This window comes from Paenibacillus litoralis, from assembly GCF_046244365.1.
Lineage (GTDB): Bacteria > Bacillota > Bacilli > Paenibacillales > NBRC-103111 > Paenibacillus_V.
Genome location: NZ_CP176395.1, coordinates 1810259 through 1832711 on the forward strand (window position 1 = coordinate 1810259; position 22453 = coordinate 1832711).

Annotated in this window: 20 protein-coding genes; 16 read left to right on the plus strand and 4 right to left on the minus strand. The window is 57.0% G+C overall.

The genetic code is table 11. The features are described 5' to 3' along the window. The first annotated feature begins 5 nt into the window (after positions 1–5). The 4 genes from ACKGJP_RS07490 (at position 6) to ACKGJP_RS07505 (ending at position 3364) form a co-directional block, all read left to right on the plus strand. On the plus strand, positions 6–668 hold the full coding sequence (locus ACKGJP_RS07490) for a potassium channel family protein (protein WP_409345039.1): 663 nt from the start codon (positions 6–8) through the stop codon (positions 666–668). 18 nt (positions 669–686) lie between these two features. Continuing rightward, positions 687–1955 carry a cation:proton antiporter gene (locus tag ACKGJP_RS07495; protein WP_409345040.1) on the plus strand — a complete coding sequence of 423 codons (1269 nt, stop codon included), beginning with the start codon at positions 687–689 and terminating at the stop codon, positions 1953–1955. Between the two features lie 239 nt (positions 1956–2194). Then, positions 2195–2572: a VOC family protein gene (locus ACKGJP_RS07500; RefSeq protein WP_409345041.1), complete on the plus strand. Its 378-nt coding sequence runs from the start codon at positions 2195–2197 to the stop codon at positions 2570–2572. A gap of 36 nt (positions 2573–2608) precedes the next feature. Then, the gene (locus tag ACKGJP_RS07505; protein ID WP_409345042.1) at positions 2609–3364 is read left to right on the plus strand and encodes a class I SAM-dependent methyltransferase; all 756 of its coding nucleotides are present in this window, start codon (positions 2609–2611) and stop codon (positions 3362–3364) included. A 277-nt stretch (positions 3365–3641) separates the two neighbouring features. Here the strand turns inward: ACKGJP_RS07505 and ACKGJP_RS07510 are convergent, their stop codons facing one another. From ACKGJP_RS07510 to ACKGJP_RS07520, 3 genes are all read right to left on the minus strand, one after another. Then, positions 3642–3938 (minus strand): BTAD domain-containing putative transcriptional regulator, encoded by a 297-nt coding sequence (locus ACKGJP_RS07510; protein WP_409347098.1) that lies wholly within the window; start codon positions 3936–3938, stop codon positions 3642–3644. A 354-nt stretch (positions 3939–4292) separates the two neighbouring features. Continuing rightward, a complete protein-coding gene (locus ACKGJP_RS07515) occupies positions 4293–4493 on the minus strand; it encodes a CDGSH iron-sulfur domain-containing protein (RefSeq protein WP_409345043.1) in 201 nt (66 codons plus the stop codon). Further along, positions 4486–4920, minus strand: coding sequence for a DoxX family protein (locus ACKGJP_RS07520; protein ID WP_409345044.1), 435 nt, complete (start codon positions 4918–4920; stop codon positions 4486–4488). Before ACKGJP_RS07520 ends, ACKGJP_RS07515 begins: the two co-directional genes overlap by 8 nt. 143 nt (positions 4921–5063) lie before the next feature. On the opposite strand from ACKGJP_RS07520, the gene ACKGJP_RS07525 reads away from it, so the two are divergent. Next, a complete protein-coding gene (locus ACKGJP_RS07525; RefSeq protein ID WP_409345045.1) occupies positions 5064–5525 on the plus strand; it encodes a MarR family winged helix-turn-helix transcriptional regulator in 462 nt (153 codons plus the stop codon). 63 nt (positions 5526–5588) lie between these two features. On the opposite strand, the gene ACKGJP_RS07530 is transcribed toward ACKGJP_RS07525, so the two are convergent. After that, positions 5589–6425, minus strand: a complete 837-nt coding sequence (locus tag ACKGJP_RS07530; RefSeq protein WP_409345046.1) for an AraC family transcriptional regulator — start codon at positions 6423–6425, stop codon at positions 5589–5591. A gap of 228 nt (positions 6426–6653) precedes the next feature. Between ACKGJP_RS07530 and ACKGJP_RS07535 the strand changes: the two genes are divergently transcribed. The 11 genes from ACKGJP_RS07535 (at position 6654) to ACKGJP_RS07585 (ending at position 22343) form a co-directional block, all read left to right on the plus strand. Next, positions 6654–7940 carry a Gfo/Idh/MocA family protein gene (locus ACKGJP_RS07535; protein ID WP_409345047.1) on the plus strand — a complete coding sequence of 429 codons (1287 nt, stop codon included), beginning with the start codon at positions 6654–6656 and terminating at the stop codon, positions 7938–7940. Positions 7941–8050: 110 nt separating this feature from the next. Further along, positions 8051–9034 carry a LacI family DNA-binding transcriptional regulator gene (locus ACKGJP_RS07540; RefSeq protein WP_409345048.1) on the plus strand — a complete coding sequence of 328 codons (984 nt, stop codon included), beginning with the start codon at positions 8051–8053 and terminating at the stop codon, positions 9032–9034. Positions 9035–9181: 147 nt separating this feature from the next. Beyond that, a complete protein-coding gene (locus ACKGJP_RS07545) occupies positions 9182–10519 on the plus strand; it encodes an ABC transporter substrate-binding protein (RefSeq protein ID WP_409345049.1) in 1338 nt (445 codons plus the stop codon). 124 nt (positions 10520–10643) lie between these two features. Then, positions 10644–11522, plus strand: a complete 879-nt coding sequence (locus ACKGJP_RS07550; RefSeq protein WP_409345050.1) for a carbohydrate ABC transporter permease — start codon at positions 10644–10646, stop codon at positions 11520–11522. Next, a complete protein-coding gene (locus ACKGJP_RS07555; protein ID WP_409345051.1) occupies positions 11515–12345 on the plus strand; it encodes a carbohydrate ABC transporter permease in 831 nt (276 codons plus the stop codon). The genes ACKGJP_RS07550 and ACKGJP_RS07555 overlap by 8 nt, the downstream gene beginning before the upstream one ends. A gap of 5 nt (positions 12346–12350) precedes the next feature. After that, complete coding sequence (locus ACKGJP_RS07560) at positions 12351–13637, plus strand: Gfo/Idh/MocA family protein (protein ID WP_409345052.1); 1287 nt, start codon at positions 12351–12353, stop codon at positions 13635–13637. Between the two features lie 11 nt (positions 13638–13648). After that, entirely contained in the window at positions 13649–15481 is a 1833-nt protein-coding gene (locus ACKGJP_RS07565) for an amylo-alpha-1,6-glucosidase (protein WP_409345053.1), read from the plus strand. Positions 15482–15686: 205 nt separating this feature from the next. Beyond that, the gene (locus ACKGJP_RS07570) at positions 15687–17552 is read left to right on the plus strand and encodes a hypothetical protein (protein WP_409345054.1); all 1866 of its coding nucleotides are present in this window, start codon (positions 15687–15689) and stop codon (positions 17550–17552) included. Between the two features lie 69 nt (positions 17553–17621). Then, entirely contained in the window at positions 17622–19646 is a 2025-nt protein-coding gene (locus ACKGJP_RS07575; RefSeq protein ID WP_409345055.1) for a right-handed parallel beta-helix repeat-containing protein, read from the plus strand. Between the two features lie 48 nt (positions 19647–19694). Further along, positions 19695–20747: an alpha/beta hydrolase family protein gene (locus ACKGJP_RS07580; RefSeq protein WP_409345056.1), complete on the plus strand. Its 1053-nt coding sequence runs from the start codon at positions 19695–19697 to the stop codon at positions 20745–20747. Between the two features lie 51 nt (positions 20748–20798). After that, the gene (locus tag ACKGJP_RS07585; protein ID WP_409345057.1) at positions 20799–22343 is read left to right on the plus strand and encodes an FAD-dependent oxidoreductase; all 1545 of its coding nucleotides are present in this window, start codon (positions 20799–20801) and stop codon (positions 22341–22343) included. Positions 22344–22453 lie beyond the last annotated feature (110 nt).

A 22453-nucleotide genomic window follows, 5' to 3' on the forward strand; every position in this document is an offset into this window, starting at 1 on the left:
GGGAAATGAAAGGAAGTCAATACGCTGTCATCGGTTTAGGCCGGTTCGGCTCCAGCTTGGCCAAAGAATTAATCGAATTGGGCTTTGAGGTGCTCGGAATCGATCAGGACGAGGAAATCGTCGACGAGATGAGCAATGTTCTGACGCATACGGTCGTGGCCGATGCGACGGACGAGGAAGTGCTGAAATCGCTCGGCATCCGCAACTTCGATTGCGCGGTCGTGGCGATCGGCGACGACATACAGGCGAGCATCATGGCAGCCATTTTGCTCAAGGATCTCGGGGTCAAAAAAGTTGTGGCGAAGGCGCTCTCGGAGCTGCACGGCAAAGTCCTGAACAAGATTGGCGTCGACCGTATCATCTATCCCGAGCGCGATATGGGCATTCGGGTGGCGCATCAGCTCGTTTCGCCGAATTTGCTGGACTATATCGAGCTTTCCAAGGAATACACGATAGCCGAGCTTTCGGTGACGCGGCGCATTTCCGGGATGACGCTGAGGCAGCTCGACACGCGCAAGAAATACGGCTGCAGCGTCGTGGCGATCAACAAGCGGGGCGGCATCGTGATCGCGCCGACGGCGGAAGAAGTCGTAGACGAGCGCGATATTATGGTCGTCATCGGCACGAATGAGCAGATCGAGGATTTTCAGCAGTCGGTATCGAGCTGACGAAGGGGATGAAGCGCTGTGGATAGCGATAGCACCGTTCTGATTCACCATGTCCTGTACCTGCTCATATTCGTATGCGTGCTCGGCATGATTGCCGGAAAAATAGCGAGCCGGCTCCGATTGCCGGATGTCGCTCTTTTTTTATTCGCGGGGATGCTTGTAGGCCAAGGGCTGCATCTTATTAACGAAACGAGCACGTCCTTAACGAATCAGCTTATTTTGACGGCAGGCTCGGCGCTTATCCTGTTCGACGGCGGGCGCAATATCAAGCTGAGCGGTCTGCGCAAGGTGTGGCTGACGGTTTCGCTGCTCAGCGTTCCGGGCGTGCTCGTTACTTGCGCGGCGGTTGCTGCGGTTTCCCATCTGCTGCTCGGGCTTCCGTGGACGTATGCTTTCCTTCTCGGCGCAATTATTTCATCCACCGATCCGGCTACGCTCATTCCCGTGTTCAAGCAGGTGAAAATACGCGAGAAGGTGCGGGAGACCGTCGAAAGCGAATCGGCCTTCAACGACGCGACGGGTGCGATATTAACCGCTTCGGTGCTCGCCATCGTACTCGGCACGAAGGAAATTACGCTTGTTTCCGGCATCCTTGATTTCGTCAAGTCGGCGGTTGGCGGTATCGCGGTCGGCTGCTTGCTCGGCTTCGCCGCATCGTATCTGGTGGCTCATGCCAATCTGGGGGTGCTGCGCGATTATACGACGATCGGGATGGTTGTAACGGCGCTAGGGGCTTACCTGCTCGGCGACATCCTGCATGTGAGCGGCTTTATGGCGACGTTTGCCGCAGGACTGATCTGGGGCAATGCGGGCATGTTCAAGCTTAGTATGGCGGACAAGCAGCACGAAATGGAGCATTTTTCCGAAAATGTGACGGTCATCATGCGAATGCTCATTTTCATTCTGCTGGGCAGCCAAGTCAATTTTACGGTCATAGGGCAGTATTTGTGGCCGAGTCTCGGCATTATCGCGGTGTTTATGTTTGTTGCCAGGCCGCTTGCCGTTCTGGTTTGTACGCTGCCTGACCGAAGAGCGAAATGGACGTGGAAGGAAATCGTCTTCATGTTCTGGGTGCGGGAAACCGGCGTCATTCCAGCCGCGTTATCGGGCATGATTGCGGGAACGGGAATTGCGCATGCCGACGTTATCTCGTCCGTCACGTTCATGGCGGTCTTGCTGACTATACTTGTCCAGGCGAGCACGACGGCTTTCGTCGCCCGCAAGCTGGGACTGGAAGTCCGCAACGATGCTTCAGCGCTCACATCCAACGGAACGGAAGGAAGATAGAAGCGATTGATCTCTTCCTATAAAAATGGTTATCGAAAAAAGGCTGCCGGCTACTAGCTTGGCGGCCTTCAATCGTTCGTGCGTTTAACGGGGGAAGAAGGCCGGTCCAATGGCGGCCGCTCTAATAAAATGACTAGAAACGGCAGCTTGCCGATTGAATATTTGCCGGTATAGTGATATGCTGGTTGTATAATTATGAAACTTAATTTCATCTAATGAAACTTGAGGGGGCGATGGCCATGACATTCGAGTTTGCGGGGATTGACCATGTGCAGCTGGCTGCTCCGGAAGGCTGCGAGCAAGCAGCGAGAGCGTTTTATGCGGACTTGCTGGGCTGGAGGGAAATCCCGAAGCCGGAGAGCCTGAGAAATCGCGGGGGCGTCTGGTTTCAATGCGGCATTCATCAGGTGCATATCGGCGTACAGCCGGATTTCCGTCCGGCGGTGAAAGCCCATCCTGCTTTTCATGTTCGCCATATCGACGTTCTACAGGCGTATTTGACTTCGAAGATGCTCAAGGTGAGCGACGACGATGCGCGGGCGGATGAAGGCGTGAAACGCTTTTACCTGAATGATCCGTTCGGCAATCGTTTGGAGTTTCTGGAATGGATTTCGTAAGGCGAAACTATAACCGACTGGGAGCGTGATTCGCGCATGGACAGCAAGGAACGATTTTCAAACCGGGTCGATACGTATGTGAAGTACCGCCCGAGCTATCCGAAAGAAGCGATCGATCATTTGTACGGTGCGGTCGGGTTTAGCTCGAATAGCGAGATAGCGGATATCGGCGCAGGAACGGGGATTTTTTCGAAGCTGCTGCTGGAACGGGGGAGCCGCGTGACGGCGGTCGAGCCGAATGAGGCGATGCGGGAAGCGGGCGTGCAGGCTTTGGGTGGAGAGCCGAATTACCGCTCGGTTTCCGGGTCCGCGGAGGCGACGGGACTGCCGGATCGTTCTGTAGACGGGATCGTCTGCGCCCAGGCATTCCACTGGTTTGACCGCGATGCGGCGCAATCGGAGTTCCGCCGGATTTTGAAGGAGGGCGGGCAGACGGCGCTCATCTGGAATTCCCGGCTTACGCAAGGCACACCGTTTCTGGAAGAATACGAGCAGCTTCTCCATACGTTCGGCACCGACTACGCTAAAGTGAATCATACGAACATTACGCAGGAGATGCTCGTCTCGTTTTTTAAGGAAGGCAGGCTGCAGGAAGTACGTTTCAACTACGGACAGCTGTTCGACTTTGACGGGCTGAGCGGAAGGCTGCGTTCGTCTTCCTACACGCCCGCGCCGGGCCACCCGAGCTATGAACCGATGATGGCGGAGTTGCGGAAGCTGTTCGACCGTAATCAACAGAACGGCCAAGTTTCTTTCGATTATGTGACCCAGGTGTTCTGGGGCGAGGTATAACCTGCCTTTCACGATCGCCGGTATAGATAATTGCTCTGCCTTCGGTACACGGATGGGACGGATTAACGACCCAATCCGTTCCTTCTCGTCCGATTCTCTCCTCTTCAGCGAACAAGTCGCCTCTAACAGACGAAAAAAACTACCCCAGGCTGACGTCGGTTTCTACTGACGTCAGCTTGTTTTGTTTTAACTGAACTTTCTATGAAGTCCATTCATGGAGCCATCTTTTTCCGGCCGATACTCGGATTACTTTGGAATTGCTTCTATTTTGCAACGTTTAAGAAACGCTTCCTTGAAGACGCATCAGCAATTGATAATTTTCTTCCCGGAGCTGATCTTGTCCCAGCAATAGCTTGGCGTATCGGAGTGCTTCGTCATATTGACGGGTCAGCTCCAATTTGGATACGAGACGTTCCAAGGCGGATTGATACATTTGAGCAAGTCTATCCCGCTCCGGCTCGATCCAATCCTCGTAGCAGCTGGGCAATAATGGACCGCCGTATAAGGAAACGGCCTGTTTTATCTCATGGATGGACGAACTTTGCGCGGCTTGTTCAAATTTCGTGACATCCAGAACGGAGGGGAAGGAATGATTTCAACCTATCGTCAAGCTGTCTGACGTCAAGCAACGATCCAAATCTGGCAAAGATTGCTTCAAAAGAAGAAACAGCTTGCGTAAATTTGTCAATGAAACAACAGAAAGCCTGTTGAGTTCTCAACAGGCTAATAGGTTAGCGAATGATTGTGTTTGATGCTGTACCTCATCGGTAATGACAAAGGGCTGGATTTCTATATAAGTTAACGCAAAACAAGATGTTTGAAGCGGCAAGGCAATCCCTTTCGGAATGCAATGGACTCCCAACTCATTGGTTCAACTTATATAGTGAGGGACGTCAGCCATCCTCTCATCCCTGGATCGCTAGCGCGCTTATCTTGCCGCGGAAGCCTCTCTGAATCCGCACGTTTTATGAGTAGCATCGCAAAAAGGCTGTGTCTTGGATTGGCCGCAGCGGCAAACCGCTATCGTCTGGCCCGTTTGAAAAGCGGCTCCGTTACCGTCTACCAGATCGAAATCACCTTGAATCACATAAGGGCCTTCATCGTATTTTGTGATTTTTACTTTAGTCATGATTTAAGTCACCTCCTTTACGGGATATCCCCCAGACTTGCTTGAGTGAATTAGGGCTAGTCGCCATTACGTGCAAACTGACGATCAGCAGCAGCAGGTCGAACTCGTAGCCGGTTGCCGTATTCGAGATGAAACCGATAGCGAGCTTCACCTTAACGAGGGCGATTAGAAGAATAAGACTAAATACGGCGGCCAAATAACGAGTACCGACTCCAATAATCATGATGATGCCTCCAAGAAGTTCAATCCACGGAAGGACATGAGCGAATAAGGTTGCAAGCGGAAATCCCTGACCGTGCAGCCATTCCGATAAATGGGAGTACCCCCATACCAATTTGAATTTCCCGTGCATGATAAAAATGACTCCAACCAATAAGCGCAGAACGGTGTTGGTGTAAAAGCTCGTTTGGCACATGGCAACCATCATACTCCTTTTCCTAATTTGTTTCGAAATCAACAGTTGACTACACAACTAAAATTAGCACGATTAAGTTGCGCAGTCAACAATTATTTTGTTGATTATGCAACAAAAATGTTCTATATTGATTTTAACCGAATGGAGGATGGACGATGATAAGGGTGACGGAAAAGCAGCTTGCCGCTTGGCGCTTGTTTATTAAGACCCATGCCAAAATAATAGAAAGCATCGAGCTGGATTTGGCCGAACAGAAGAAAGTTCCGCTAACCACTTACGATGTTCTGATCGCTTTGTTTGAGGCGCCGGACCATAGGCTTCGCTTCGGGGAATTGAATCGGAAGGTAGTCTTGAGCAAAAGCGGCTTAACACGTCTGATCGACCGGCTGGAACGAGATGGACTGATTCAAAGGGAAAAAAGCGAAGAGGACCGGCGGGGAGCATACGCTGTTCTTACGCATGAAGGGGAAATGCAATTGCGTAAAGCGTGGCCCGTTTATGCTAGGGGGATCAAGCAGTATTTTGCCGATCCCTTGTCCGACGACGAAGTTGAATCTCTTATACGTACGTTCGAAGCGTTACAATCTAGGCAGCACAAAGAGGAAAAACAATCATGAGCAGAAGCAAGCGCTCCGACAACTCATTCCTGTATATACGTCTAAATAGGGTGCCATTCAGGATCAGGTAGCGGATTTTCCCAGCTCGGCATGCGCCCGGCGGTAATCGAGCGGATGCGTTCTGCTGATTGTTTTGAAGACGCGCCCGAAATGCCCTATGTTTTCGTAACCGACCTGCTCGGCTATGCGCGTCACCTTCCAGCTCGTCTCCCTAAGCAGCCGCTGCGCTTCCTTGATCCGTATACTGTTCACGTACTCGACGAACGAAAAGCCGGTTACCCGCTTGAATGTCCGGCTCAAATACGAAGGGCTGACGAAATGCGCCTTGGCGACGCTTTCCAGAGACAGCGGCTCGCCGAACGCCGTATTGAGGTAAGCCACGATCTCGGTTATTTTGCGGTGCGCCGGGCTTTCGTGCTCGAACCCGCCGGAGCCGCTATCGTCGCGTTGCATGAGCCGCGCGCACCGGACGAGGAGCCGCGAAAGCTGGGCTTGAAGCGCGATGCCGCTGCCCTGCTGGCCGGCTTTAGCCTCAAGCAGCATATCGTACAACACCGTTTCCACCCAAGCCCGTTCTTCAGGGGGGAGCGAGAGACGGCGCAGCTTGGCTTGAAACGGCCCGGACAGCATAGCATGAGCCGAGCAATCGAGAAATCGGTCGTCGAAATTGATCAAGATTCGTTCATGGCCGGGGAGACCCGCGTCGCCCGTTTTGTGCAGCTCGTATTTGTCGATGAAGACGATGTCGCCCTTGCCGATGCGGTAGGAGCAATCTTTAATGAAATAGAACCGCTCGCCCTCCAGTAAATAGTAAATTTCATATTGGTCGTGAAAATGATTGGTCGCCATCGTGTAATGGGCCGTCCGTTTGAAATGGTGAATGAAAAAAGGCTCCTTCACCGCGCTCCCTCCCCGCTTCTCGTTTCCGCTGCTTTCACTGTACCACGAATCCGATCCAAGATGAGCAAGAAATGTGCAGAAATTACCCATCCAGGCAATAAAACGGCAGATTCCTACGATATATTGCGGTAAAATGAAAGCGCATCAATAACGGAATGCCGGCACAGACCGAACCCCGCCGGGCGTTCCGCCCTTTCATCCACGATAGTCAAAAAGGAGCATAAGCACATGAAGCGAAAAAGGTATGCGCTCGTTGGAACGGGCGGCCGTGCCGAGTTCTTTTACGGCGCGCTGGCAAGCGGATTTCGGGAGCACAGCGAGCTGGTCGCGTTCTGCGACATCAATGCAACCCGGCTGGACTATGCGAATCGGCTGCTGCAGGAGAAATACGATCATCCGCCCGTACCCGTCTATAAGGCGGATCAATTCGATGCGATGATCGAGCGGGAAAAGCCGGATACGGTTATCGTCACCTCCATCGACCGTACGCATCATACGTACATTATCAGGGCGATGGAGCTTGGCTGCGACGTCATCAGCGAGAAGCCGATGACCGTCGACGAGGAGAAATGCAATCGGATCGTCGATGCCGTCAATCGTACCGGACGCAAGCTGCGGGTCACGTTCAATTACCGTTACGCCCCTCATAATACGAAAGTGCGCGAGCTGATTATGGACGGCGTCATCGGGGACGTGAACTCGGTGCATTTCGAGTGGCTGCTGGATACGCTGCACGGAGCCGATTACTTCCGCCGGTGGCACCGCGACAAGCGCAACAGCGGAGGGTTGCTCGTCCACAAGTCGACCCATCATTTCGATCTCGTCAACTTTTGGCTGGGAACGAAGCCGGAAACGGTGTTCGGGATGGGCGGTCTCATGTTCTATGGCAGGGAAAATGCGGAGCGCCGGGGCGTGACGAGCTTTTATCAGCGTGCCCACGGAAGCGAGGCGGCGCAGGACGATCCGTTCGCGCTTCATATGGAGTCGAACGCGCATCTGAAGGCGCTGTACTTGGACGCGGAGAAGGATGATGGCTACCAGCGCGATCAAAGCGTGTTCGGCGACGGCATCAGCATCGAGGATACGCTTGGGGTCATGGTGCGTTATGAGAGCAAAGCGGTTCTGACTTACTCGCTCAACGCCTACATGCCTTGGGAAGGCTTTAACGTCGTCTTCAACGGCACCAAGGGGAGAATCGAGCTGAAGGTGGTGGAGCGGGCGTATGTCAACTCCGGCGGCAAGAAGGAAGACGAAGGAGCGACCTCATCCAAACAGCTGACCGTGTATCCGATGTTCGGGCGCGCCTACGACGTGCCGATTGAGGAGCGTGCTGGCGGTCACGGGGGAGGAGACCCGATTTTGCTGAACGATCTGTTCGGCGTACCGGAGCCGGACCGGTTCAATCGCGCGGCATCGCATGTCGACGGCGCCGTATCGATCTTGACCGGAATTGCCGGAAACGTTTCGCTTCGTGCCGGCAGACCCGTAAGGATCGATGAGCTGGTTAAGCTGTAGCCGGATACCCTTCCGCAGAAAAGATTCAGGGATCGATATTCACGAATGCGAACACGTGTAATATAATCGGGCTATTGCTACATTCGTGAAACGGGAAGGACATCGATTCCATGAAAGTAACCATTAAAGATATCGCGAAGGCCGCCGGCGTCAGCCATCCCACCGTATCGAAGGCGCTTAACGGCGCGCCTGGGGTAAGTGAGGAAATCCGCAAAAAAATCGAGAAGATCGCCAAGCAAATGAATTACGTGCCGAACTTGGCCGCCAAACGGCTGGCCGACCGCAGGACGAATTCGATCGGCCTCATCTGGCCGAGGCTGGAAGGACTTTTCTTTTACCATCTAGGGCTGCGCCTCCAGAAGGAAGCCGCCGGGCTGGGGCTGGACGTCATTCTGTCGCTGGACGATCCGCCGCGCGCGCTGCGGGCGTTCCATAAGCATTTTGTCGATCAGATCGTGTTCTGGTGTGCTCCGAACTGGACGCCTTCCCTCGAATTTATGAGGCAGAAGGAGCTGTTTCACGGACAAATGCTGCTGATGGGCGGAGGACGATTGGAAGGGACGCACCGAATCGGCATCGACCGGAAAGGTGCGATTTACGAGGCGGTTCGCCACTTGGCGGATTACGGGCACCGTAAAATCACCTTCATCGGCGACTCCTCCGAGAAGCTGGCCGGCTTCACTCAAGGCGTGCTGGAGCAGAAGCTGGAGTACCATAGCGATTACCGGATAGAAACGAAAGAGGGAGAGCCGTTTCCGGAGACGAGGGTGGCGGAGCTGCTGGCCAAAAAGGACCGGCCTACGGCGTTTATCGTCGACAGCCAGACGTACGCTTTTGCGCTAATCAAGCTGTTCAAGGAACGCAACATTCGAATACCGGACGACTATTCGCTTATCGTGTACGACGATATACCGGAAATGGAAGGGATGGATATCCCGCTTACGACGGTAGGGCCTTCGGTCAGGCAGCTTGCGGCGGAGGCGCTCGCGATCGTCTCGGGAACGGGAGGATGGAGCGGCAGCCTATTGGCGGACTTGGAAGTCGGCTGCGAGCTGAACGTTCGAAGATCGACCAGGAGGATCGAAACGGTATAAAAGCCGTCGTTCGTTACGAACGCATGTAATAAGGTGTAGCGGTAATTCATTTTGAAATGGATTTATTCAAACAGTAGTGGTCGATTGATCCGTTTACGAACACGTGTAATTCATTTGCTGCTGAAGATGAAAAGGGAGGCCATAACCATGAAAACGTTGAAGACTGCGGGCATGCCAATCTTGATAGCGCTTTCGGTTGCCGCTTGCGCATCGGGCAATACAGACAAATCGCCGGCTGCAAGCGGAAGCGCGAGTCCGCAAGGCTCGCCGAGTTCCCAAGCGACGCAAGCGCCGCCGAAGGAAGTGACACTCAAAATCGGACTGCCCGGAAGCTACGATATTACGAGCAAGAAAATCATCGACGGCTTTCAGGCTAAATTCCCGCATATCAAGCTGGAAATCGACGAAGCGCCATGGGGCGATTTCACGAAGAAGATCGTAACCCGGATCGCGGGGAACAACCCGCCGGACATATGGCTGCAGGAGAACGCCGTCATTCTCGGCTACGGCCAGCGCGGCGTAGCCGAGAACCTGGAACCGTACATCAAGCGCGATCTGAAAACCGACGACTACGTGAGCGCGCTCCTGTCGGCCAAGACGCCCGAAGGCAAAATATACGGTATTCCGCACGGCATTAACGCAGGGGCGCTCGCCTTCAACAAGAAGATATTCCAGAACAACAACATCCCGTTCCCGACCGACAGCTGGACGTTTCAGGATCTGATCGACACCGCCAAGAAGCTGACTAAAGATACGGACGGCGACGGGAAAACGGATATTTACGGCTTCCAAGCCGGCAATAACATTACGCTGGGCTGGCTGCCGTGGATGAAGGCTTACGGCGGCTCAGCGCTCGATTCCTCGCTGGCGAAGGCCATGTTTACCGATCCCAAATCGGTTCAAGGCTTGACCGGCTGGGCCGACACGATCAATAAGCTCAAGATTAGCCCGACCCGCGAAATGGCGGCGACCGGCAAGCTGTTCGAGAACGGCAAAGCGGCGATGCTGTTCTTCCAATACTCGAGCCAGGTGGCGCTTAATAAGAACAAGCCGGATCTTGACTGGGACACGGTCAAAATGCCGATCGGCATGAACGGCAAACGCTTCGTGCCGATGGTCGTCAACCAGTGGGTCGTCTATTCCAAGGCGAAGCCGGAAGTGAAGGAAGCCGCCTGGACGTTCCTCAAATATTACTTGAGCGACGAAGCCCAGACGTTCCTATCGGAAAGCGGCGCCAGTATGCCGGTCAAGAAAACCGCGCTTGAGGCGCTGGACAAAATGACGACCAAGCCGCTCAACAAGAAGGCGTATACGAAAGGAATCGAGGAAGCGGGCTCGACGCTTGACGAGAATCCGTCCTGGAACGAATGGCGGGCTGCGGCCAATCCGATCCTCGACGATATTATGGACGGCAAGCGGACGCCGGAGGACGGCGCCAAAGAAATTCAGCAGAAGGTGCAAGCGATTTTGGACGAAAACAAATAACGATCCGGCATACAAGCACGCCGTACAACAACGCCGGACCTCCGGGCATCGACGATGTCCGGAAGTCCGGCGGAACCGACATTGCCGGCCGGTTCCGTACCGGTGAACGAAACGAGGGGTTTCGATGCGCAAGCAAGGCTGGTGGGGTTTTTGCTTCACGCTGCCGTTTGTTCTGCAGTTGCTCGTGTTTTTCTTATTCCCGTTCGTGTTCTCGTTCTATTTGACGTTCACGAAATGGGATTTGTTCAATGCCCCGGACTGGGTCGGCTTCCGCAACTGGACGCTAATCGCCAAGAACAAGGCGTTCTGGATGTCTCTGCGCAACGTCGGCTATTTTTCGCTGCTGTTCGTGCCGCTGCAAACGGGCGTCGCGCTCGTTCTCGCTTATTTGCTGAACTTGCAGATCAAGGGGAAATCGCTGTTCCGGATGGTCTATTTCCTTCCCGTCATAACGCCTTGGGTTGCCGGAGGCATGATCTGGCTGTGGATTTACCACTATGAATACGGCATTCTCAACTGGATTTTGGAAAGCTTCGACGTCAGCCGGATCGACTGGGTGCGCAGCGGCAAATGGTGGCTCGTCATCGGCTCAATCGCGCTGGTGAACGTATGGAAGGGCGCAGGCTACTCGATGGTGCTCATTTTGGCGGGGATGCAAAACATTTCCAAAGAGATGATTGAGGCGGCGCGGATGGACGGGGCTTCGGGATGGACGCTGTTTGCCAAAATTACCGTTCCGATCGTATCGCCGATGGTGTACATGGTCATGATTTTGTCGACGATCTCGTCTTTTCACGCGTTCGACGTGTTCCTGGTCATGCTCGGGGACATTACGGCGGTGGCCGACCGCAATATGGTGCCGAACATTCTGATCTACCGGGATGCGTTCATGAACTTCAAAATGGGCAGCGCGTCCGCGATGGCATGGGGCTTGTTCCTGATCATTCTCGCGATTACGCTCATGCAGAAGAAGCTGGAGAAGAGGTGGGTCCACTATGAATAAAACGTCATCGTCGCTGCAGTGGGCCGCTTACGCCATTCTGGGCGCGGGAGCCTTATTGATGCTCGTGCCGTTCTTTTGGATGGTATCCACCTCGCTGATGGCATCCGGAACCGAGCTGTCGCTGCCGCCGAAGCTGCTGCCCGATCCTTTCGAATGGGGCAACTACAAGAAGGTGTGGGTGGAGGTCAACTTCCTGCGGTATACGCTGAACAGCGTGTTCGTAACCGTGTTGGAGCTGCTCGGCATGGTTGCGTCGTGCGCGCTCGTCGCATACGGGCTGGCGTTTTTCGAATTCCGGAGTCGCAACCTGATTTTTCTTGCCATGCTGGGCACGATGATGCTGCCTTCGCAAATTACGATGATCCCGACTTATTTCATTTGGAAATCGGTCGGCGCTCTCGATACGTATTACCCGCTTATTTTGCGCAGCTTTCTGGGCGGAGCGTTCGGTATCTTCCTGCTGCATCAGTTTTTCAAAACGCTTCCGCGCGAGCTGTACGATGCCGCTTGGGTGGACGGGGCGAATCCGTGGAAAATTTTTCGGATGATTTATTTGCCGCTGTCCAAGCCTGCTTTGTCGGCGCTTGCCGTCTTCACGTTCATCAGCGCATGGAACAACACGCTGGAGCCGCTCATTTATTTGCAGAATAAAGATTTGTATACGCTGCCGCTCGGACTGCTGTTTCTGAAGAACGAAGTCGAGAACCGGATGACGCTCGTTATGGCGGGGGCGGTTATTACGATTTTGCCTGTGTTGGTCGTCTTTCTGTTCGCGCAAAAATATTTCGTCCAAGGCATCGCCTCGACGGGACTGAAAGGGTGAGAACGATGATTCGAGCCGTACTGATCGGCGCGGGGATAAGAGGGGCGCGGGCGTACGCGCCTTATGCCTTGACGCATCCGCATGAGCTGGGGTTCGCCGCCGTCGCCGAGCCGGACGAACGGAAGCGGCTTCATTTTGCGGAACGGCACGGCATTGCCGACAGCGGGCGTTTCGCCTCCTGGGAGACGCTGCTGAGCGGACCTAAGCTGGGCGACCTTGCGCTCATATGCACGCAGGATAACGAACATTTCGAGCCTGCCATGCGGGCGCTCCGCCAAGGGTACCACGTCATGCTGGAGAAGCCGATGTCGCCCGATCCGGTCCAGACGATGGCGCTGGCGGAGGAGGCGAGACGGCTCGGCAAAGAGCTGTTCGTCTGTCATGTGCTGCGCTATACGCCGTATTTTCAGACGCTTAAGCAGCTTGTGGACGACAACCGGATCGGACGGCTGATGTCGGTCCAGTGGAACGAGAACGTCGGCTACTGGCATCAGGCGCACAGCTATGTACGTGGGAATTGGCGGAATGCCGGTCTTTCCAGCCCGATGCTGCTGGCCAAAAGCTGCCACGATCTCGATCTGATCGGATGGCTGCTGGAGGAGGAGTGCACGCATGTTTCCTCCTTCGGCGATCTGTCCTATTTCAAGGAGGAACGGGCGCCGGCCGGTTCGACCGCCCGCTGTACGGACGGTTGCGCCGTGGAGGCGGAATGCTCTTACTCCGCGCTGAAATGGTATTACAACGAGAAGGACGAGTGGCCGCACAACGTGCCGAGCCTCGAGCCGAAGCTGGAGCAGCGGTGGAAGGCCATTACGGAGGGCCCTTACGGGAGATGCGTGTTCCGCTGCGATAATGACGTCGTCGATCATCAGATTGTGAACATGCGGTTCCGCAGCGGCGCAACGGCGGCCTTCACGATGACGGGCTTCACGAAGGACAGCTCGCGGACGTTTAAACTGATGGGCACCGAAGGCGAAATACGAGGGCATTTGGAGAAAAACGAGATCGAGCTTGCGTTATTCACGGGGCAGCGGGAGCTCATCGTACCGCCCAAGCTGGAAGGCGGACACAGCGGAGGGGATTACGGCATGGTGCGCGACGTCGTGAAGCGGATCCGGCAGGGGGAAGAAACGTTTGGACGCACTCACGGCATCGTTTCGGCGCTCAGCCATATGCTCGTTTTTGCGGCGGAGCAGTCCCGAGCGAGCGGTCAAACCGTGGCGTTCGGCGAATATATCCGTAGCGTTCGGGAGCAGGTCTCCGGCATGGAGCCTGTAAATGAGGTTTCTTAGGAGGAGAGGTAATGGATACGACCAGTCTGCTGTCCGTCTTTCCGAATATGCCGGATGTGTGGGGCGAAGGGCTGTTATTCGCTTTTTCGGGACTTGACGGGCAAACGGTTACGGAATCGCAGTTCGTAGCGACGGCCGCTAAGGAGCGGTTCGGCTTGCTGTTTCACACGCCGTCGCGCAGGGTGCTGCGGCTGCGGGCTGCGAAGGAAGAACGGGTGCGGATCGCAACGGGCGACGTGCTGCTGGCCGAAACGGCGGACGGTCCGCTGCTCGCGGTTTACCGGAGCTGGCATACGCTCGTCGGCCGGCTCCCGGCGAACGGCTCGGCCGAGCTGACGTTCGAGGATACGGAAACCGGAGAATCCGCTTCGCTTCGCGTGACAGAGCTGCCCGGGGACGGGATGCAGCTTGGGGAAGAAGAGTCTGCCGGGGCTGAGAGGACGAACGGCGGCGATGCCGGCTGCGGGACGCTTTGCCTAACCGAGGACGCTGCGAACGGGGATGTTATTGCGCTTTGGCGGAACCGAGCCGGCTGGGTGCTCGCCTACGGAAAGACGGCCGAAGACGCTCGTGCAAGAGTGAGGGAGGCGCAAACGGCGGACCCGTTCGAGACGGCTGCCGCGCGGCTGCGCATCTACGGCAAGCGAACGCCTTTAAGCGCGCCCGGCCGCGAACGCCTGTTCAACAAATGCGTTAGCGTCATGAAGGTCAATACCCTGTCTGCGGAGGGTGCGATCCGCCGAACATGGTCGACCCCGGACCGCGTGCCGCACCGGGCGATGTGGCTGTGGGATTCGGTCTTTCATTCGTTCGCGATGAACCGGATCGATGCGGACGTTTCCGCCGATCTGCTCAAGGCGGTGCTCGACGCGCAGCGAGAGGACGGGATGATTCCGCATATGTGCCGGACGGACGGCACCGCTTCGGCCATTACGCAGCCGCCGGTATTGGCGTGGGGCGTGCGGGAAAATTACCGCTACACGAAGCGCCGGTCGGATTTGGCGTATGCGCTCCCGCGGCTGGAACGATACATGGGATGGCTGCTCGCGAATCGCGACCGGAACGGCAACGGTCTGCTCGAATGGATGATCGAGGGGAATCCGCTGTGCCGTTCGGGGGAATCGGGGATGGACAATTCCCCGCGCTTCGACGAAGCGGCTGCGCTCGACGCCGTCGATTTCTCGGTCTATGCGGCCGCGGATATGAGGGCGATGTCGGCCATCGCCGAGGAACTGGGCGAGCGGGAGCGGGCAGCCGAATGGCGGAGCCGGTCCGAAGCGGTATCTGCGGCCGTTCACAGGGAGCTGTGGGACGAGACGGAGGGCTTCTATTTCGACCGTCATATGGACGGACGCATGTCTGCGGTCAAAGCGGTCAGCGGTTTTTTGCCGCTGCTGCTTGACGATCTGCCGCAAGTCCGGATCGATCGGCTGGTCGCGATGCTTCGCGATCCCCGCCATTTCGGCACGGCGTTCCCGGTGCCGACCGTCGCCCGCTCCGATTCTTCGTTCGGTACGGATATGTGGCGCGGGCCGGTGTGGATATGCATGAACTACATGATTGCCGAAGGACTTCGCAAGCACGGCAGGAAGGAGGAAGCGGAGCGATTGAGCCGGATGACCGTGGCGGCGGTGGCAAAGAACTACGAACGATATGGCGTTGTCTTCGAATATTTCGACGCGGAGGATCGCGTTGCGCCGCCCTCTTGCTATCGCAAAGGACCGCCGCGCGAGACGTACGACATCCGCCGCAAGCTGGAGACGATCCGCGATTTCCACTGGTCGGCGGCTTTGACCGCCTGTCTGCTGATGGATCCGGCGCCGGTGGCGGCTGGAGCCGGGTAAGGCTGCGGCTAAAGCAGGACGCAACGGCACTGGCGGCGAGACGAAGAGAGAAAGCAAGAAAGCAAGAAAGCAAGAAAGCAAGAAAGTAAGCAAGAAAGTAAGCAAGAAAGTAAGCAAGAAAGTAAGCAAGCCTGCAAGCGAAGGACAGCTTAGAGAAACCCGCATATGCATCCTGTTCCTAATATGACTAGTGGGAGGGGTTACGATGACGGATTCTCCGCTTCATGAGCAGGGCAGAAATCGGCAAGGGAATCAAAGGGACAACGGAACGGCAAAAGCGCAGGACGAGGCGCTGAAGTCGGACAATGGCACGGCAAAAGCGCGTGATGAGGAGCGGAAATTGGAAAACGGAACGGCAACGGCGCAGGACGAGGCGCTGAAGCCGGACAATGGAATGACGGCATGGCATGGCACGGTGCCGTCGCCAAGCCCAAGCCGGCCGATGACCCGCAGGCATGTGCTGGCGGCGATCGGTACGGCGGGCATGGCGATAGCCGGCGGCGGCTTGCTGCCGCTGCTCGCGCATGGCGCCGCTGTGTCAGCCGCCTCCGTCACGGACGCCGTCTACGGCGTCCCCGGCTTGCTGGCGGCAGCCGATCCCGGCTGGGTGAGCGTGCTCGATCACGGAGCCGCCGGAGACGGGACAACGGACGATACGGCGGCGTTTCAAGCGGCGGCTGCTGCCGGCAAGACGGTAATCGTCCCCAAGCCGGCTGCTTTCTATAAGCTGACGGGATCCGTTGTCTTGACGGGTTCGATCGTCGGCATCGGCATGCCGGAAATCCGCATGGACAGTCCGGACGGCTCGGTCGCCAAGCGGATGTTCCGGATCGAAGGGTATGCGGGAAGCGGATTGACCGTAACCGGACTGCATCTGAACGGCAGCTATGCGGGCGGCTCCGTGAACGAGCAGTCCCACCTGCTCCGCATCGTCAATTCGCGAAACGTATACGTCCATAACAACACGCTCGATGCCCCGTACGGCGATTGCGTGTATGTCGGGTCGGATTACATCGCGCCGAGCGAGAATGTCCACATCCGCGAAAATGTTCTCAGCAACCCGCGACGATGCGCCGTCGCCGTCGTTTCCGGACGGGGCATATGGATTTGCGGCAATGCGATCAGCGATCCGTTTCCTTATGTTGCGGCGATCGATCTAGAGCCGAATACATCGTCCGCGGGCACCGATATCGTGGAGGACGTGTGGATCGAGGACAACGGGTTTTACAGTGAAATCTATTTCGTCAATTCCTACAATCCGAACGCAGCCTTCAAAAATCAGCGTATTACGATCGCGGGCAACAAGGGCAAATCGCGGTACTTTTTCCGCTGCATTGCGGCGAGCGGCGATACGGAACACGTGGCGATCCGGGGCAACGAGTTTTACGGTTCGGTATCCGACGCCAGAATGATCCTATGCTCCAAAGTAACCAAAGGACTGGAGATCAGCGGCAACCGGGATTATGCGACGGGCGCTTCCGGCTGGTTGATCAGCAATTCGGCGGCACCGGTAATAAGAGATAACTGCATCGATTCCGGGCGGGCGATCGCCGTCGCCTTCACGGATTGCGAGGCTGTGCGCTTCGTCGGCAATCAGATCAAAGCGGTCAATTCCTCCTACGGCGCCGTCCGTTTTACCGGGACGCTTCCGACAAGCAGGCACCAAATCGCGTCCAACCAGCTGATCAATATCGGCAATGTCGGCTACTGGTTCGGGGCCGTCGTCAGCGGCGTTCTATTCGACGGCAACGTGACGGACTGCCAGAGCAAATGCATCCAGCTCGACGCGGCGGCGAACGGCTCGGACATTCGCATTACGGCGGACAACGTATTTGCGGGCAGCGGGACGCCAATTGCCGGAGCTTCGTATTTGCTCAAGTGGGCTTCCCCCGAAATGCAAGCCAAGGATGCCTTCGCCGGTTGGGCCTCAGCGGCGCCGACCGCAGGGAGCTGGAAGCGCGGCTCCGTCTTGTGGAACGTCCTGCCTTCCGTTTCGGCTCCGGCCGGGTGGATATGTGTTGCCGACGGGACGCCCGGCACGTGGGAGTCATTCTCAACGATCGGTTCCTAAGGCTCCGAGCAGCAGAACCCTTGTATGAACGACGTTTACCTAAACTTATGGTACGGAGGGATAACCAAAATGACCGACAACCATATCCACAATGAGCGCCGGGACGAACCGGTTCATACGGAGCAAAAAGAAGCCCGTGAAGCATCGGCAAGCATGATGACGAGAAGAAAGCTGCTTGCCTCGCTAGGCGCGGCGGGTGCCTTTTTGGCGGCGGAAGGGCTTCTGTCCGGACGTGCGGCCGGCGTAGCGTACGGGAAGGAAACGGGCGTTACCGACAGCGTTTACGGCGACCGCATAGAGATAGACAAATTTGACGATAAAAGCAAGCAGGATAAGAAACGCAAATGGAAGGATCTGCACGGGATCGGTCTGTGCGTAGCGACGACGATCGGCGAGCTGCGGAGCGAGTCCGACATTTGGCCGGAGGCCGCCTATTACGTAACCGATGCGGGAATGGAAGGTTTCTTTCTGGTCGACGAAAACGATACGGTTACCGCGGACAATACGGGTACCGTGCTTGTAGCCCCCGGGGGCAAACGGCTGAAGCGGGTGCATGACGGCAGGCTGAGCGTTCTCTGGTTCGGCGCCAAGGGGGACGGCATAACGGTGGATACGCAAGCGCTGCAAAATGCGCTGAATGCGGCTTCCGGCGGAAAGCTGTTCATTCCGAAACAGCGCTCCGGCTATTACTTGACCGGGCAGCTGTTCGTACGCAGCGGCACGGTAATCGAATTCGAGCCCGGAACCGTCGTTCAGGCGATCGATACGTTAAGCCGCAAGGCGCCTTACGAGCGGCTGATCCGCATCCTTAACGCGGATAACGTGCACATATGCGGCAACGGGGCGACCCTGCAAATGAATAAAGCCGCGTACAATTCCGGAGAACAGGCCCATATATTCGATATTAGCGGTTCGTCCAACGTCCTGATCGAGCGGATCAATGCCAACGACAGCGGCGGTGACGGCTTCTACGTGGGCGCATTCGAGGCTTCGCAGCCTTACTCCAGAAACATCGTCCTGCGCGAGTGCAGAGCCTACAATAACCGGCGGCAAGGCCTTTCGGTCATCACCGTAGACGGGCTGCTCGTCGAGAATTGCCGCTTCGAACGGACGGACGGGACGGCGCCGAAGAGCGGCGTCGATATCGAGCCGAACAACACGAACGGGTTGGAACGGTTGAAAAACATTCGATTCGTCGGCTGCACGGCGGAAGGCAATGTCGGGCGCGGCTTCCTGGTCACGCTGCTGAAGCTGACCGCGGCGAGCGAACGGGTCGACATCACGTTCGAAAACTGCCGGACGAAAGGCAATTCGTTCGGGTATTCGGTCAATTACGGCGGAGAAGGCGCGAAGGCGGTCAAAGGGGAAGTCGCCTTTATCGGCTGCACGGCCGAAAACGAGCAGTATGCCGGGTTTTCGGTCTTATCGAACTCCCCGGAAAGCGTTAAAACGACCTATGTCCGCTGCAAGGCGATCAACTGCAATACGGTCAACATGCCGGACGATCCGTACGGCTTCGGGGCCTCGTTCATCGTGACGACCGTTCCGCAGCAGCCGCGCTCCGCAATCGGCAACGTATCGTATATCGGCTGCGAGTCGATCGACGAACGGGCATCCGGGCTGGTCGTGCGCGGATTCGCGGTCAAGAAGAACAAAGACGAGGCGATCCGCAACGTGCAGCTGATCGACTGCAGCGCGCGAGGCGGCAGCCAAAGCGTTTACCATGTCGACCCGGTTGCGGAAGACGTGCATGTCCGCAACGCCGTTCAGCCCGTTAGGGCGGTCGCGGCCTCGGGACCGGTCAGCTTAGGCTGGATCGGTCACCGTATCCATAACGCGGGAGCGGCCGGCGATATTACGCTTACGCTGCCCGAGGCGAAGGCGGGCCGGACGTTTACGTTCGGCATCGAGGCCGCGCATGCCGTCACGCTCGTACCGCAGTCCGGCGGCGCGATCCTGAGGCCGGCCGGCGGCGGGAACGCGGTGAAATCGGCCAATCCCGGCGATTCGATTGCGCTGCTCGGCCGGGCGGACGGCAGATGGCAAATCGCATCGGCCGTCGGCAGCTGGTCCGAAGCCGCGGCGGGCGAATAAGCGGCGGAAGCATCGCTAACACATCCATAAGCGAAAAAGGTGACGCCGATGTTCGATATCTACGAAGACAAGATCCGCTTGGAAGCCTGCGGCCGCAGTACGGCTTTTGTTTCCCGCTATCAGGATTTCCGGTATTACGGGTCTTCGGTTACGCCCGGTACGGCACTTGCGATGAACGTGATCAAGCCGGAGCAGCCTTCGCCGATGCTGGTCCAACTGCACGGCTGGCATATGAGCATGCCGGAGCCTTGCAAGCGGGAGTCGCCCGTGGCCGGCTGCCGGTACTTGGTCGTGCAGGTCGATATGCGGGGGCGGGCCTTCTCGGAAGGCTCGCCCGATTGCAACGGACATGAGCTAATAGACATTTATGACGCCGTGCGGTTCGTGCGGGAACAGTACCCGGATTACTTGTCCGATCCTGGCATCGTTCATCTCGAGGGCGGCAGCGGAGGCGGAGGAAACGCACTTGCCATGATCAACAAATTTCCGGACCTGTTCGCGTCAGCGACGGCGCTGTACGGCATCTCCGATTATGCGGAATGGTATGCGGGGGACCGCGTAGGCGAATTCCGCGACGAGATGGACGTCTGGATCGGCAGTCCTCCGTGGAACGATGCGGAGCGGTATGCGGCGAGGAGCGGCGCGTATTTGGCGGCCAATCAATTGACGTCGCTGCTGATGGCCCACGGTTCGTATGACGAGCGGGTACCGGTCGGCCAAAGCCGGAGATACGTGTCGGCGGGGGAAAGGGCGGGCAAGGAGCCGTTGATCCGATACGTCGAATGGCCGGGCGTCGGGGGCTTCGAGCATACGGAGCGTCTGCCCGATGCAAGCCTGCAGGCGTTCGAGCAGGATAAAGAGAGGCACCGGTCCGCGAATGCGCGTTCCTTGGAAATTCCCCGCCAAGGCGTTTTCATGATCGGCGGGTATTTGTATACGAAGCATTTCGCCGTGCATATGGAGCATATCGATTGCTTCGCCCGTCTCGTTTACGATTTGGACGAGGGCTTGTTCCGGGTTACGGCGGAGCGCCCTTATTCGTTCCGCATCGAGCTGGCCGACGGAACGGTGAGGAATGGAACGGCTTCGGTTGAGGCTTAGAAAGAGGGTCCTGCAGAGAGAGAAACGGAACGTTGGGAGAGTGGGAACAGCATGGCGGATTTCAGCAAGCTTTACTACTATAAGCCTCATCGGCCGAACGGAAGTCCGGTACATATCCGCGCGGATTTGTGCATTTACGGCGCTACGCCGGCCGGAATCGCGGCCGCCGTGCAGGCGAGCCGGATGGGCGTCAAGGCCGTCATCGCCGAATTCGGCGGCCGGATCGGCGGCATGACGGCAAGCGGACTGGGCCGTACCGATATCGGCAGCAAAGAGGCGATTGGCGGCATTTCCCGCGAGTTTTACAGAACGCTAGGGAGCCGCTATGGCAGCGACGAGCCTGACGGCTCCGCATGGGCGTTCGAGCCGCATGCGGCGGAAGAAGTGTTTGCCGGCTGGCTGGAGAAGGCGGATGTGCCCGTTTATTTCCGGCAGCAGCTTGCGGCGGCGGACATGAAGAACGGCCAAATCGTCACGTTGACGATGGAGAACGGGAATACGTTCGAGGCGCCGATGTTCATCGACGCGACATATGAAGGCGATCTGCTGGCGCTAGCGGGCGTTTCTTACCATGTCGGACGGGAAGGGAATGCCGTTTACCGGGAAACGCTGAACGGCGTTCATTTCGGTCATCCGAAGCATCAGTTCTATGCATGGGTGGACCCCTATGTGCGCGAAGGCAAGCCGGACAGCGGGCTGCTGCCGGGCATCTCGGATGCGGCGCCGGGTTTCCAAGGCGAAGGGGACAAATCCGTGCAGGCGTATAATTTCCGCATCTGTCTGACGAATGTGCCGGATAACCGGATCGCGTTCCCGCAGCCGCCGGATTACGACCCCGGGCGTTATGCTCTGCTCGCCCGGTATATCCGCGCCGGCGTCTGGGATGCGCTGAAGCTGAACAAGATGATGCCTGCAGGCAAGACGGATTTGAATAATCACGGAGCCTTCAGCACGGATCACATCGGGGCGAACTACGACTGGCCGGATGGCGATTACGCGACGCGCGAAAGGCTGTTTCAGGATCATTTTCGTTATAATCTCGGCTTGCTGTACTTCCTGGCCAACGACGAAAGCATGCCGGAGCGGGTGCGCGGCGAGGCGCGTCAATGGGGGCTTCCGGCCGACGAATTCGAGTCGACGAACGGCTGGCCGCATCAGCTGTACGTGCGGGAAGGGCGGAGAATGATTGCGGACGTCATCATGACGGAGCATCATTGCCGCCGTTACGAGACCGTCAAGGATCCGGTCGGGCTGGCCGCCTACACGATGGACTCCCATAATTGCCGGAGGATCGTGCTGGACGGGCGCTGCGTGAATGAAGGCAACGTCGAGATCAGCCCGACGGGGCCTTACCCGATATCGTACCGCGCGATCGTGCCGAAGGAATCGGAGTGCGGGAATCTTCTCGTTCCGGTCTGTCTGTCGTCTTCGCATATCGCCTACGGCTCGATCCGGATGGAGCCGGTGTTCATGATTCTGGGGCAGTCGGCGGCTACTGCAGCCGTTCATGCGCTTGAGCAGGGATGCCGTGTGCAGGAGGTCGATTATGAGAAGCTGCGCAAGCGGCTTTTGCTGGACGGTCAAATACTGGCTTAAATGAAACGGTTCGGTTAGTCGGCGACCTAAAGCGAAGATGGATTGCTTTTGCCCCGGGAGTCTCCTATCCTGTTAGTAGCGGGCTTGACGCAAGTCGGGCCATCGGGGGG